Here is a 14,284-nt window from a genome sequence, read left to right as displayed (position 1 = left end):
TAATACTTCATTTTTAAAAAAATAGATTTTATGATTAAAAATACAGTTACAACGGTTTGGACACAGAAATCGCAATTTGAAACTGATAACCCAAGTGGCCATAAATTTACAATGTTTGATAAATCGCAAGATAACGGAGACGTGGTTGGTTTTGCACCAAAAGCATTAATGTTGTCTTCTTTAGCTGGTTGCTCTGGTTTAGATGTAGTTTCTTTATTAACTAAAATGCATGCAGAAGTTGCAGATTTTAAAATTGAGGTTACAGCAAATTTAACAGACGAACATCCAAAATTTTACAATAAAGTAAAAGTAGATTATCATTTTTCTGATGCAGAATTACAGCCAAAAAAAATACAAAAAGCGGTAAATTTATCGGTTACAAAGTATTGCGGTGTTATGGAAATGTTTCGTCAATTTGCAGATGTAGAGATAGAAATTCATTTGCATAATTTATAAAAAGTAGAAAAAATTGCTATGAGATGGACGCTAAAGCAAAATCCAGAAAAAGAAAAAGTAGAAAAATTAGCAAAAGATTTACAAGTAAATAAAACAATTGCTACCATACTTTGTCAAAGAAATATTGAAACTTTTGACCAAGCAAAAAGTTTTTTTCGTCCTAGTTTAAAAGATATTCACGATCCTTTTTTAATGAAGGATATGGATTTAGCAGTAGAACGTATAGAAAAAGCAATTGCCAATAATGAAAACATTTTAATTTATGGCGATTATGATGTTGATGGCACAACTGCAGTTTCTTTGGTTGCCTCTTATTTAAAAACTATTCATCCTAATATTGCAACTTATATTCCAGATCGATACGCAGAAGGTTATGGGGTTTCTTATATAGGAATTGATTTTGCGCATGACAATGATTTCTCTTTAATTATAGCTTTAGATTGCGGTATAAAAGCAATCGAAAAAGTTGCTTATGCATCAGAAAAAAACATAGATTTTATAATTTGCGATCATCACAAACCTGGTGATAAAATACCAAAAGCCGTTGCAGTTTTAAATGCTAAAAGAGACGATTGTACATATCCTTTTGATGAACTTTGTGGTTGCGGCGTTGGTTTTAAATTGATACAGGCTTTGGGTTCTAAAAGAAACCAAAACATAGAAGATTTTATACCTTATTTAGATTTAGTTGCTACTGCAATTGCTGCAGATATTGTACCTATGAATGGCGAAAACAGGGTTTTGGCATATTATGGCTTGCAAGTTATTAATGAAAATCCTAGAAACGGAATTAAAGCAATAATTCATCAAACCAAAAAAACAACGCTTACAATAACAGACGTGGTTTTTATAATTGCACCAAGAATTAATGCTGCCGGAAGAATGAAACACGGTAATTATGCTGTTGAATTATTAACAGAAATGGACTTTGACTCGGCAGTAGAATTTGCTGCAGCGATAGAAATTTTTAATGCCGACAGAAAAGATTTAGATAAAAAAATTACAGATCAAGCTTTAATTCAAATTATTGATAATGAAGAAGAAAATTGTTTTACATCTGTAGTTTATCAAGAAGATTGGCACAAAGGCGTTATCGGTATTGTTGCCTCTAGATTAATAGAAACCTATTACAGACCAACTTTAGTTTTTACAAAGAGTGGCGATAAATTAGCTGCTTCTGCAAGATCGGTAAAAGGTTTTGATGTTTACAATGCATTACATGAATGCGAAGAATTTATAGAGCAATTTGGCGGACATAAATATGCAGCTGGTTTGACTTTATTGCCAGAAAATTATCAAAATTTTAAAAATAAGTTCGAAGAAGTTGTAAAAAATACAATTGATAAAGAATTATTAACTCCAGAAATTTCTGTGGATGCCACAATAGAATTATCTGAAATTACTCCAAAATTTTTTAGAATTATTGAACAAATGGCTCCTTTTGGCCCAATGAATATGAAACCAACATTTGTTTCTACTTGCGTTAGAGATAATGGTTATGGTAAACAAGTTGGTGCAGATAAAAGTCATTTGAAATTAAATGTTTTTCAGGGAGATAATAAACAAACTTTTGGTGCAATTGGTTTTGGTTTGGGTAATAAAATTGAGCACGTTAAAAACGATTTTGATATTGCTTATGCCTTAGATGAAAATGAATGGAATGGTCACAAATCGATACAATTGGTTTTAAAAGACTTAAAGTAACTCGTAAAAAACTAAATTTTGGCAAACAAGTTTAGCCCTGATTGAACGGCTTGTTTGAGCTCTTTTTTATTCTTTTTCGGAATAAAAAAAGCGAGTAGCGAAAGCAGGAAATAGCTTCTAAAAAAAATAAAACCCACTTCTAAGAAGAAGTGGGAAAATTGCTATGAAAAAGAAATGATAAGAAGTTTCTTATCATAATTGTTTAGACGCATAACTTTGTAAAAACTTTCAAAAAAAATTAAAAATTATTTTTCTATTGTCATTAAAACCATTCGTAACTCCATATAAGAAAACGATTTATCTACTTTTTCTTTAAGTTCTGTTAGGCTTTTAAATTCTATTTTCTCAATCTCGTCTACTAATTTTTTATATTTTTTTAACGGAATTAACTCTAAAATATCGACATCGCCAGAAGGAATATAGCTTGCCAAATGACTTTCTATTGTGTTGGTGGTTAAACTACGTTCTTTAGCGATTTCTTTAACCGAAAGCCCCGATCTAAACAACTCTAAAGTGATTTGTTTGGTTGGTTTTTTGTCTTCTCTTTTTTGCTCGTTTTGCTTATTAATGCCATTTTCTTTGCAATATGTTTCTATAACTTCTAAAATTTCTTCTCCGTATTTAGAAACACGTGTTTTACCCATTCCTTTTACATTAAGCAACTCTTTTTCTGTTCTTGGTAAACTATCGCAAATTGCATAAAGAGTTTCTTGTGTAAATATTTGAAATGCTGGTATGTTTTCTGCAACTCTAATTTCGTCTCTTAATTCACGTAATTTTAGCGCCAACAAAGGGTCTTTTCTGTTCGATATTTTTTTCTTTTTTGCTGTGGGTGCAGATTTTTGCAAAACTGCTTTTGCTCTAACTTCTAAATATTTATCTACCTTAAAGCTTTCTGTCATTTTATTTAAAGCAAATAATTTTTCTAATAATTTTTCTTGAAGTGCATCAAATTGCTTTTTAAAATCTGTTTTTACCGATTTATTATCCGAAGAAAATGCAATAGTATTTAATGGTTTTAAAATGTTGTTTTTAGTTTGGTTTAAAAAATAATTTACAGCTTTTGTAAAACGCTCTTGAATTTGAGAGCTGTTTTCTGGTAGAATATTACCTTCTGATATTTCTGATAATTGCCTTTTAAAGCCGTTAGAAACTTTCATTAAAGCTACTACTCCATCGTCTTTTATTGTTTGTAAATGATCGATAACATCACCCTTTATGCTTGTTTTATTTTTGTAATAAATATCAATTAATCGAGTAGTTGGGTATAAAAATGGTTGGTAATCGAATAATTCTGCAATTAAGTTTAACTGAAATTCTTTTTCAGAATTGTTTAAAACAGTTTCGTCTGGATGATTTTCTTCTACACTTTCATTAAAAACACTTACGGTTCTATCGTTAATAATTGCGCTGCTAGTAATTGGCGTTTTTAAAACCAAACCTTCTAAAGAAGTACATCTACTTAAGGCAACATAGGTTTGCCCGTGTGCAAAAGAAGCTTCTGCATCGATAATTGCTTTGTCGAAAGTTAAACCCTGACTTTTATGAATTGTAATTGCCCAAGCCAATCGTAACGGAATTTGAGAAAAAGAACCCGAAATGTCTTCTTTAATTTCTTTAGTTTCTTCGTTTATAGAGTAATTGATGTTTTCCCACTTTTCTCTTTCTGTAACAATTTCATCTAATTCATCACCACAATGCACTGTTACCGTTTCTCTAGAAATATCTGTTACTATACCAATTTTACCGTTAAAATATCTTTTTTCTGGCGAAGAATCATTTTTGATAAACATTACCTGTGCACCAATTTTTAATTCTAATTTTTCTGAATTTGGATAAGAGTTCTCATTAAATTTACCAGAAACTTCTGCATCAAAATAATAACTCTTATTTTTTATTTTATTTAATTCTGAATTGTTAATTAAATTGGCTCTATTATTATGCGTTGTTAAGGTTATATAACCATCGTCTTTTGTTGGCGAAAAAGATGGATTGTAATTTTTATTTAAAATTTTAGCAGATGCATCAGACAAAGTATCTGTTCTAATTTCATTTAAAATCTTAATAAAATCTTCGTTTTTCTGACGATAAATATGCTTTAATTCTATTGATACAACATTTGCTTCTTGGTACGCTTTAGAACTAAAAAAGTACACTGTATTATAATGTTGTTGCAACAAACTCCATTCGTTTGGTCTAACAACTGGTGCTAATTGTTGCAAATCTCCTATCATTAAAACTTGTGCACCGCCAAATACTTTATTTCTGTTTTTATAACGACGCATTACTTGGTCGATACCATCTAACAAGTCTGCTCTAACCATAGAAATTTCATCAATAATTACTAAATCTAAAGACTTAATAATATCTATTTTAGTTTTAGAAAACTTACGTTGTTGATTAGTATTTGATATTTGATTTGGTAAAATAGGCCCAAAAGGCATTTGAAAAAAAGAATGAATCGTTACCCCTTTTGCATTTATTGCAGCAACACCTGTTGGCGCAACAATTACCATTCGTTTAAGAGAATCTGATTTTATTTTATGTAAAAATGTAGTTTTTCCAGTTCCTGCTTTTCCGGTAATAAATAAATTACGGTCTGTCTTTTCTATAAATTGTAAAGCAAGTTCTAACTCTGGGTTTTTTGGCATTGTAGCTTTTTATTGCAAGGTAAATAAATTCAAAAAGAAAAATCTATTTAATATTTAAGAACGTAAAATTTTCTCCATTTTTCTTCCTTTAGCAAGTTCATCTATTAACTTTTCCATTTGTCTACATTTTTTGTAGACTTCAAATTCGTCTTCAATTTCTTCAATTCTATAACCATAAACAACACCTTTTATTAAATGTGCATTCGGATTTATTTTTGCTTGTTAAAAAAAGTTCTAAAAGTTACTTTTTCTTCAATTAAAGATTGTAATTTTTCTTCATTAAAACCAGTTAACCATTCTAAAACCTGATGAAATTCTTCTTTCGTTCGTCCATTTTTTTCTAATCTATTCCAGTAAAGAGGATAAATTGAACCGAAAATCATATTTGCAATATTTTCGTTTTTTTCTGGTGTAACTTTCATGTTTTTAGATTTAAGTTATAGTAATCTTTTTACTCTTTTTCATAATCATGTACAAATGTAATTTTAGAACTACTCGCCATTAAATTGGGGTTTGTTCCTTCAATTCCTTCTGGTATTGGTTGATTTCTTACTTCATAATACTTTACCCAACTTGCCATTGGTTTACCTGATTTATCATTAAACGTCATCGGATGTGTAAGAAAAGGCAAATCTTCTTTTGACAAATTTTGAGAAGAAAACATTTTGTAAACTAATTCAGAACAGTAATAAGAAGTATCATCCCATAAAAAAACTGCATCATAAGGTGTGCCAATTCTTTCGATTCCGTAATTAATTGCTTTAGAAATATAAGGCTGATACATACTGTCTAATCTTGCAACTGTAGTTTGAGATTTGTCTTGCGTATTTTTATTTCGATTTAAGAATTCAGTTATCGGAGTTTTGCTAATTCCTATTTTCGGAATTGCTTCTACCACAAACCATTTATCATCTTCTTGCATTGCAATACCAACATGAGAATAGTTTTTAGCTTTAGAGGTTGCAGTTACATCTTTAATAGCATTATCTATTTCGTCTGTTCCGGTATTTTGAAATAATAAATCTCCTTGCTGTAGCTCAAACTCTTTCTTTTTTTTATCAGTAGCACAACTAAGTAATACAAAAATGGTTAATAAAGTTGCTATCGATAATTTTAATATTTTATGCATCATTATAATTTTATTATCTAATTAACAAAGTACGTGTTTTTTAATGAATTATTGCTAATTTGATGAATGCCAAACTAAAGATGTTATTAGGAAGAACTTCAAAAAAAAATCCCAAACTTAATAGCTTGGGATTTTTTAATATCAATAAAGTAAAATACTATTTTACATTTCTAATGCTTTCTTAGGATTGTTGTCCATTAACAATTCTACTGGGTTTTCTAATGCTTCTTTAACTGCAACTAAGAAACCTACAGACTCTCTACCATCAATTATTCTATGATCGTAAGATAAAGCGACATACATAATTGGTTGTATAATAACGCCACCGTTAACAGCCATTGGTCTATTTACGATATTGTGCATTCCTAAGATTCCACTTTGTGGAGGATTAATAATTGGTGTAGATAACATAGAACCAAATACACCACCGTTTGTAATTGTAAATGTACCACCGGTCATTTCATCAACAGTAATCTGCCCATCTCTTGCTCTTAAAGCCAAACGTTTAACTTCACTTTCTACACCTCTAAAAGATAAGTTTTCTGCATTTCTAATTACAGGTACCATTAAACCTTTAGGCCCAGAAACTGCAATAGAAATATCTTGAAAATCGTGTTTTATTTGAAAATCTCCATCAATCATAGAGTTAACATCTGGATACATTTTTAAAGCTCTAACAACTGCCAAAGTAAAGAAAGACATAAAACCTAAACCAACACCGTGCTTTGCTTTAAAATCTTCTTTATATTCTTTACGTAAATCAAAAATTGGTTGCATGTTTACTTCGTTAAAAGTAGTTAACATTGCTGTTTCACTTTTTACTGCAACTAAACGCTGTGCTACTTTTCTACGTAACATAGACATTTTTTTACGCTCTGTGTTTCTAGAACCATTCGCTGGCTGAGTTCCCATAGAAGGTACCGCTTTAACTGCATCATCTTTAGTGATTCTGCCATCTTTACCAGTTCCGTTTACAGATTTAGCGTCAATACCTTTTTCGGCCAAAACCTTTTTTGCTGCTGGCGATGCTACACCAGACGCATATGTGTCTTTTTTCTCTACTGCAGGCGAAACTTTTTCTGTTTGTGCAGGTGCTTCTTTAGTTGGTTTTGCACCATCATTAGAGGCATCTCCTTCTGGTTTAGCAGCACTTGTATCAATTAAACAAACTACAGCACCAACGGCTACAGCATCACCTTCTTCTGCCTTTAAAGTTATAATTCCACTTTCTTCTGCAGGCAATTCTAACGTTGCTTTGTCTGAATCTACTTCTGCAATTGGTTGATCTTTTTCAACATAATCTCCATCTTCAACTAACCAAGTTGCAATTTCTACTTCTGTAATTGATTCTCCTGGAGAAGGAACTTTCATTTCTAAAACACTCATGGTTTCTTATTTTACTTTTGCTAAATAAATAGCTTTTTAATTACTTTATTTTCTATTCTTTTTGGGCGTTTAAACAGACTTTACACTATATCTTTTAATTTTTTGTTCTCGATATAAATTTGCTCATTCTTCTCAAATTTACTCGAACTAACAAAATTAAAAGGATGTCGTTTCAATCCTTAACGCACTTACTCATTATCATTAAAAACGCTATCAATAACCGCTTTATGACGTTTTTTAAATCTTGTACTAGAACCAGCTGCTGGTACTGCATAATATTTACGAGAACGAACATTTAGTTTTACTAAATCAAAACGTTCTAACATAAAGCTCCATGCTCCCATGTTTCTTGGCTCTTCTTGCGCCCAAACATAATTTTCTACGTTTGGATACCTATCTATTACTTTTTGTAATTTATCTAAATGTAAAGGAAATAATTGTTCTATTCTAACAAGAGCAACATCTTCTCTACCTAATTTTTCTCTTTCTTCTAATAAGTCGTAATAGAATTTACCCATACAAAATACTAATTTCTTAACATTTTTAGGATTTAATGTATCATCTATTACTTCTTGAAATTCTCCAGTAGCTAAGTCTTCGATAGTGTTAATCGCTTTCGGGTGTCTTAATAAACTCTTTGGCGTAAATACAATTAACGGCTTTCTAAAATCACGTTTCATTTGTCTACGCAATAAATGATAAAAATTTGCCGGAGTTGTACAATTTGCAACTGTCATGTTATCTTCTGCACACAACTGTAAATAACGTTCTATTCTTGCAGATGAATGCTCAGATCCTTGTCCTTCATATCCGTGAGGTAATAAAACAACAATTCCGTTTTGTAACTTCCACTTATCTTCTGCTGCAGAAATATATTGATCAAACATTATTTGAGCACCGTTAGAAAAATCTCCAAACTGAGCTTCCCAAATAGTAAGTGTATTAGGGTTTGCCATGGCATAACCATAATCGAAACCTAAAACACCATATTCAGACAATAAAGAATTGTAAATATACATCTGTCCTTTATTCTCTGGATTTGTGTTTAATAGGTTAATTCTTTCTTCTGTAATTTCATCTCTTAAAATGGCGTGTCTATGAGAAAAAGTTCCTCTTTCTACATCTTGACCAGAAATTCTTACATTAAAACCTTCTTCCATTAAAGATCCATACGCTAAATTTTCTGCCATTCCCCAATCTAACTCATTGGTTTCAAAAGCCATTTTTGCTCTACCTTGCAAGATACGTTCTGCTTTTCTTAAAAACTTAACACCTTCTGGTACCGTAGAAACTACTTTTGCAATATGTTTAAGCTGTTCTGCTTTATAACTTGTATCTACAGGTTCTAACATTGTCGTTAAATCTTCTCTATCAAAACCTTCCCAAGTAGATTTCATAAATTCTTTTACCTTAGAATTTTTATCTTCTTTTGATAAATCGAATTCTCTTTCTAGCATTCCTTTAAACTCAGAAGTTATTTCTGTTAAATAACCTTTGTCTATGCTACCTTCTTCAATTAATTTATCAGCATAAATATCTTTAACATTTTTATGTTTAGATATTGCTTTATATAATTTAGGTTGTGTAAAACGAGGTTCATCACCTTCATTATGTCCATATTTTCTATAACCTAGCAAGTCAATAAAAATATCAGTCTTAAACTTCATTCTAAACTCTAAAGCCATTTGCATTGCATGACAAACTGCTTCTGTATCATCTGCATTTACATGTAAAACTGGTGATAGGGTAACTTTACCAACATCTGTACAGTATGTACTAGAACGTGCATCTAAATAATTTGTAGTAAAACCAACTTGGTTGTTTACAACAATATGTATTGTACCACCTGTTTTATATCCATTTAACTTTGCCATTTGAACAATTTCATAAGCAATACCTTGACCAGCAATTGCTGCATCACCATGAATAACGATTGGTAAAATCTTACTAGAATCTCCGTTATATTTTCTATCAATTTTAGCTCTTGTAATACCTTCTGCTACTGCAGCAACAGTTTCTAGATGCGAAGGGTTAGGAACTAAATTCATTTTTATTTCATTACCATCTCTATAAGTCTTACTTAAAGTTAAACCTAAATGGTATTTTACATCTCCATCAATGTCATCATCCTCAAAATCTTTACCCTCAAACTCGCTAAATAAATCTCTAACTGGTTTTTTAAAGATATTAACCAATGTATTTAAACGACCTCTATGAGCCATACCTAAAACACATTCTTTAACACCAAATGTTTCTGCTGCTTCTCTTAATGCAACACTAATACCTGGTATTAAAGCTTCACCACCTTCTAAAGAAAAACGTTTTTGACCAACATATTTAGTTTGCAAAAAACTTTCGAAAGAAACGGCTTGGTTTAATTTTGATAAAATATATTTTTTTGCATCTACAGAATATTTAGGATGATTATCGTTTTCATTCAAACGATTTTGCCACCACTTTAATTTTTCTGGATTTCGCATATACATGTACTCTACACCAATAGAATCGCAATAAATGCTTTTTAAGTGATTTATAATTACAGATAGTTTTACTCTACCTAAACCTAATACATCTCCTGCAGAAAACTCTTTATCTAAATCGTTTTCGGTTAAACCAAAGTTAGATAATTCTAATGTTGGTTGGTATTGCCTTCTATCTCTAACAGGATTTGTTTTAGTAAATAAATGTCCTCTTGTTCTGTATCCATTTATTAAATCTACTACTAAAAATTCTTTTTTTACATCTTGAGGAATCTCTATCGAAGTTTCTTCATCAGAAAAAGAATAATTTTCATTTGCTAAATCATATCCCTGAAAAAAGCTTCTCCAACTTGGTTCTACAGAATCAGGATTAATTAAATATTGATCGTATAAATCGGCTATAAAGCCCGTATGTGCTGCGTTTAAGAACGAAAATTTGTCCATATAATAGTTTGTGCTTTATGTTTTAAGCATATTATTATAGCAAAAATACAATATTTTGAAATTAAAGAAGAATTTATTCCAAATATATTAAAATGAAAAAAAAATCATTTTTTTTTGAAATTTATTTGGTGAAGTATAAAAAAGGTGTATATTTGCACTCGCAAAACACAAATAGTGTCGCAAACTCCTCTTTAGCTCAGTTGGTTAGAGCATCTGACTGTTAATCAGAGGGTCCAAGGTTCGAGTCCTTGAAGAGGAGCAAAGTTCATAAACATTGACTGCGAAAGTAGCTCAGGGGTAGAGCATCACCTTGCCAAGGTGAGGGTCGCGGGTTCAAATCCCGTCTTTCGCTCTAATATGACAAGCATACCAATGCTGAAGTGGTGGAATTGGTAGACACGCTGGACTTAAAATCCAGTGGTCAGTAATGGCCGTATGGGTTCAAGTCCCATCTTCAGTACTAAAACCGTAACATTTATTTGTTACGGTTTTTTTATTAGGTACAACATAGGTACAACAAATTAGCCTTTTCATATATTCTTAAAAATTGAAACAGGGCTCTCCTTTATTAAAAATCTTAATAGTTAAACTTTTTGTATTGCGCAGGAGATAAGTTATAACATTATTTATTGAATCATTAGATTACGTAAAATACTTGGTATTTCTATTTTATTTGGAACTTTTGATACTTGAGTTTTTTAGGCCTTTTGCATTTTCTAAAAACCTTATAAAAATAATCATAAAAACATATATAATATGGAACAGAGAGATTGTGCAAACGAATTAATTTCAAGAATGATTAGTGATGGCTGCAAGCTATTATTAATCTGGAGGAGAAAAAGAAAAAACGTTTTGCATTAAAGAAATCAACCAACCCAATATGGGTTGGTTGATTTCTTTATCTAATTAGTTTTTAAGTACTCCAAATATCTAGCAATATAAACATCAAGTTCTATTATGCTGTAATTATTGACAGCTCTGCTAGGTTCTTTCTTGTTGTAGAAAGAAGTGAGATATGTTTCTGGGTTGTAGATACCTTTTTTCGATTTTACAGGGGTAATACCATTCTTTAATTTAAACCCTTCGTGAGTATACGCGTAATCGCATAAAAATCTACAGCTTGCTGATTTGGAAAAATTAGCATAAAGAATCTCATGATCCTTATTCAAAACGATAAAAACTTTCTTAGCATAGTTCGGATCATTTAACATACCTCTGCCTCCTGAACTTGTTCTGGGGCTTATCGATTCTGAATTCTTGAATAATTTAGAATTTTTCTTCAAGGATTGGTACACTTCATTCATGTCAGGATTGAAAGGTTTTGGACTTGGTTTATTACATATGAATTCTGTCAAATGTTCGATTAGAGCAGTAATTACTTCGGATCGAAAACTGATGTCATTTGCTAGGGCATGAGACTCGTCGATGAAAATGTAGTCAAGGTGAGCTAGTTCACTTGCACTTTTGGTTAAAACCTGATTGTAGGTTGTTTTTATGACTTTAAAATCTTCTAACAGTAAATCAAAGCTTTTTAGACTTTGTCTATAGTTTATTTCATGTGTATTCGGATTTGATAATTTAAATGATTTAACCGTTTCCCCAATAGTAGAATTTACAAATAGCTGATCCTCTCTACCTCCTCTTATAAGGTTTTCCATAGTCATTTGATCTGTAATCGCTTTATAAGGAGCATCCAATAACACTCTACCTTTTAATCCATATTTTGGGTGTGTTGCAAAGGTGTTTTTACCTGTCGGTTTTGTTCAGTAAGAGGCGTTACTTCTTACCCGGAAAAGGGCATACCTTTCCAGCTTATGGTTTCCCATAAGATCGGACTATATCTTCACCTGGTCTAGGTGACATTCGCTTCCACCCACTTGGGCTTACTCCCGTGATGAATCTGTCAATTTTCAATCGAGATTCGGGATAGTCTCTGCACTTTCAAATCAAATTAAAATAAATATTATGCAATAGTTTGGGGCGTGTACCTTATTATATATAGAGTAAATGATTCCCCCAACTATTGTAATAGATATATTAGCTGATAAGCTTAGCTCAGGATTAGCATACATCTATTTATCTATGGACAGATAAATGGTGGTTAGCCTTCCCTGAATTCAAATGTTTTATTACTTAAGATTTCCATCTTGAGACGGCACTGTCTTTAGTATTGTACCGCATTGACTGCGTAAAGAGAAAATTCTCTTGTCAGCATATTTTACTTTAAATAAATTCTCCATTACATTTTTATCCAAATAATCGTTAGGATCTAAGTTTACATCAGTAGGTAACTCTTCAAGGTCTTTGATTAACGGTAATCGTATCTTTTTATCATTCAGATACTTTTTAAGTTGTTCAAGAAAAGCTGTTTCGTCAGCGTTATTCAGGTCATCTCCTTTTAGATCCAAATTGTATTTGTATTGATCATAAAATTTATTGATGAGGTTAAAATCGTTTACATCCTTTGAAGTAAAGAGGAAGTTCCTCAAAACGAATTTCTTTATCTCTGCAATTTTAAAAATCAAGCTGTAAAATGGTGCTCGTGTGAGATTAGCTCTAGAGTTATCTCCATCAGCATTATATTGATTATCACTTATATTGGTCCATCTGTAATCACCATGATTTTGGTCGAGTTTATTTGATCCAGCAGGAATCAATTTCTTTATTTCATCAATGGCAACTTTACCAAATACCCCATATAATACCCAACTAATTTTTTGGAGGGTTTGATAATTTGTGAAGTTTTCTTTCAATAAACCTTTCACTCTATCATCCTCTTTCGAAAGCTCTAGAATGAACTCGATTACCTTCTTTAACTTGTTCATTTCAAATTCGTAGTTGAAGCTTTCATTCTTACTTCTGTTTAAAAAATTATAAGCATCAGTCTCTGATTTGATGTTTTTATCAGCCATGATCAGCTTAATCTCGGCCTTGTTTTTTGCAATTTTATCTTTTATGGATTGCTCTCTCAGTCTCTTTTCTTCTTCAACAATAGAAGAATACTGGGAGATCTCCATAGGGCTGTACTTAAATTTTGTAGTAGGATTAGAGATAAAAGGTATATACATAAGACGCTGAGGATCATTAGTTGATTCATCTATCTTATCTTCCAAGTTTGGAAATGCTGCTGCTAATTCCTTTCGTGCTCCTTCATACCATATCTTGTGATTATTCATCACGATAGATCTTTCTTCTATTGAGAAATCATTTATGAATTCTTCATTAAAAGTATCCACTTTAAAGAAAAGCTTAAATCCCTTTCCTCTTGGGGATAAAAATCCCATGTTAGGTTTTAGATTCTTTGTCACTTGCCATACTTTATTCATCCAAGAGATTGCCTCTTTAGAATCTTTTAATCCGTCAAAATCAAAGCAGAATCTTCCGGTATGTTTGAACTCCATGATCTTTTTATTCCTAGTATTGGTATCCAAGGAAATCATTATGGTGGGGAGAAATGGTTTTACTGCCGATAAATCTTCTCCCACTGAATGGAGGAGTTTCTTGATGGACCCATTAGGATCTGTCATCTCCTTGATCAGCTTTTGTTCAGTTATCATCTCAGCTCTCTTGTTACTATTCTTACCAAAAGGTTTTGTGCTGGCTCCCCATTGGTAGTAAAACTGTAAGTAAGCTTCTAAGGAGAACTTTAGCAAACACTCCTCTAAATTCAATAATTTACTTAACTCTACTTTATGATTATCAATGAAGTCGATGCAGTAATCGATAGGACCATCTTTATAATACCCTGCTTTGTAATTTTTAGCGAAAAGCTCTACTGTCTCTTGCTCTTTTTTTGTTAGTCCTTTAAACCAAACACTTGCTTCCAACCTTGCAAAAATAGATTTGCTCTTCGTGTGGGTTGCAAAATAAAAATAATTTTTAATGACTTTAATTTTTAAAGTTTTGAAAATCGTTTTAATGTACCAGTTGAGAATCATGTATGTTATTGTAATATACAGTAGAGGTAAATCTCAAGTGGTACACTCAAAAAAAATGTGCTTCGTTGGAAATCACTACTAATATTGTAATATATA

General features: G+C 31.5%; 8 protein-coding genes, 3 tRNA genes and 1 pseudogene. 5 read left to right on the top strand and 7 right to left on the bottom strand.

The annotated features are described in order from the left end of the window. The first annotated feature begins 30 nt into the window (after window positions 1–30). A complete protein-coding gene (locus BXQ17_RS12480) occupies window positions 31–456 on the top strand; it encodes an OsmC family protein (RefSeq protein ID WP_077810954.1) in 426 nt (141 codons plus the stop codon). A gap of 18 nt (window positions 457–474) precedes the next feature. Beyond that, window positions 475–2,160 carry a single-stranded-DNA-specific exonuclease RecJ gene (gene recJ, locus BXQ17_RS12475; protein WP_077810953.1) on the top strand — a complete coding sequence of 562 codons (1,686 nt, stop codon included), beginning with the start codon at window positions 475–477 and terminating at the stop codon, window positions 2,158–2,160. 245 nt (window positions 2,161–2,405) lie between these two features. On the opposite strand, the gene BXQ17_RS12470 is transcribed toward recJ, so the two are convergent. From BXQ17_RS12470 to BXQ17_RS12450, 5 genes and pseudogenes are all read right to left on the bottom strand, one after another. Then, the gene (locus tag BXQ17_RS12470) at window positions 2,406–4,811 is read right to left on the bottom strand and encodes a helix-turn-helix domain-containing protein (protein WP_077810952.1); all 2,406 of its coding nucleotides are present in this window, start codon (window positions 4,809–4,811) and stop codon (window positions 2,406–2,408) included. Between the two features lie 54 nt (window positions 4,812–4,865). Beyond that, window positions 4,866–5,233 (bottom strand): annotated as a pseudogene (locus BXQ17_RS12465) (DUF2200 domain-containing protein). 29 nt (window positions 5,234–5,262) lie between these two features. Then, entirely contained in the window at window positions 5,263–5,943 is a 681-nt protein-coding gene (locus tag BXQ17_RS12460; protein ID WP_077810951.1) for a YiiX/YebB-like N1pC/P60 family cysteine hydrolase, read from the bottom strand. Window positions 5,944–6,102: 159 nt separating this feature from the next. Then, window positions 6,103–7,326: a 2-oxoglutarate dehydrogenase complex dihydrolipoyllysine-residue succinyltransferase gene (gene odhB / locus BXQ17_RS12455; protein WP_077810950.1), complete on the bottom strand. Its 1,224-nt coding sequence runs from the start codon at window positions 7,324–7,326 to the stop codon at window positions 6,103–6,105. Window positions 7,327–7,514: 188 nt separating this feature from the next. Then, window positions 7,515–10,250, bottom strand: a complete 2,736-nt coding sequence (locus BXQ17_RS12450; RefSeq protein ID WP_077810949.1) for a 2-oxoglutarate dehydrogenase E1 component — start codon at window positions 10,248–10,250, stop codon at window positions 7,515–7,517. A gap of 185 nt (window positions 10,251–10,435) precedes the next feature. On the opposite strand from BXQ17_RS12450, the gene BXQ17_RS12445 reads away from it, so the two are divergent. The 3 genes from BXQ17_RS12445 to BXQ17_RS12435 all read left to right on the top strand — a co-directional run bounded on the left by BXQ17_RS12445 (window position 10,436) and on the right by BXQ17_RS12435 (window position 10,710). Continuing rightward, window positions 10,436–10,509: transfer RNA gene (locus BXQ17_RS12445), tRNA-Asn, on the top strand. A 21-nt stretch (window positions 10,510–10,530) separates the two neighbouring features. Next, a tRNA-Gly gene (locus tag BXQ17_RS12440) sits at window positions 10,531–10,602 on the top strand. A gap of 22 nt (window positions 10,603–10,624) precedes the next feature. Next, window positions 10,625–10,710, top strand: a tRNA-Leu gene (locus tag BXQ17_RS12435). Between the two features lie 442 nt (window positions 10,711–11,152). Here BXQ17_RS12435 and BXQ17_RS12430 read toward each other — a convergent pair. Together BXQ17_RS12430 and BXQ17_RS12425 are read right to left on the bottom strand one after the other, a co-directional pair. Beyond that, the gene (locus tag BXQ17_RS12430) at window positions 11,153–11,947 is read right to left on the bottom strand and encodes a hypothetical protein (protein ID WP_149025907.1); all 795 of its coding nucleotides are present in this window, start codon (window positions 11,945–11,947) and stop codon (window positions 11,153–11,155) included. Window positions 11,948–12,379: 432 nt separating this feature from the next. Next, window positions 12,380–14,188, bottom strand: coding sequence for a BT4734/BF3469 family protein (locus BXQ17_RS12425; RefSeq protein WP_077810947.1), 1,809 nt, complete (start codon window positions 14,186–14,188; stop codon window positions 12,380–12,382). Between the last annotated feature and the right edge of the window lie 96 nt (window positions 14,189–14,284).

Origin of the sequence: Polaribacter sp. BM10 (genome assembly GCF_002005425.1) — a bacterium.
GTDB lineage: Bacteria > Bacteroidota > Bacteroidia > Flavobacteriales > Flavobacteriaceae > Polaribacter > Polaribacter marinaquae.
This window is presented reverse-complemented; position numbering and strand designations above follow the sequence as displayed.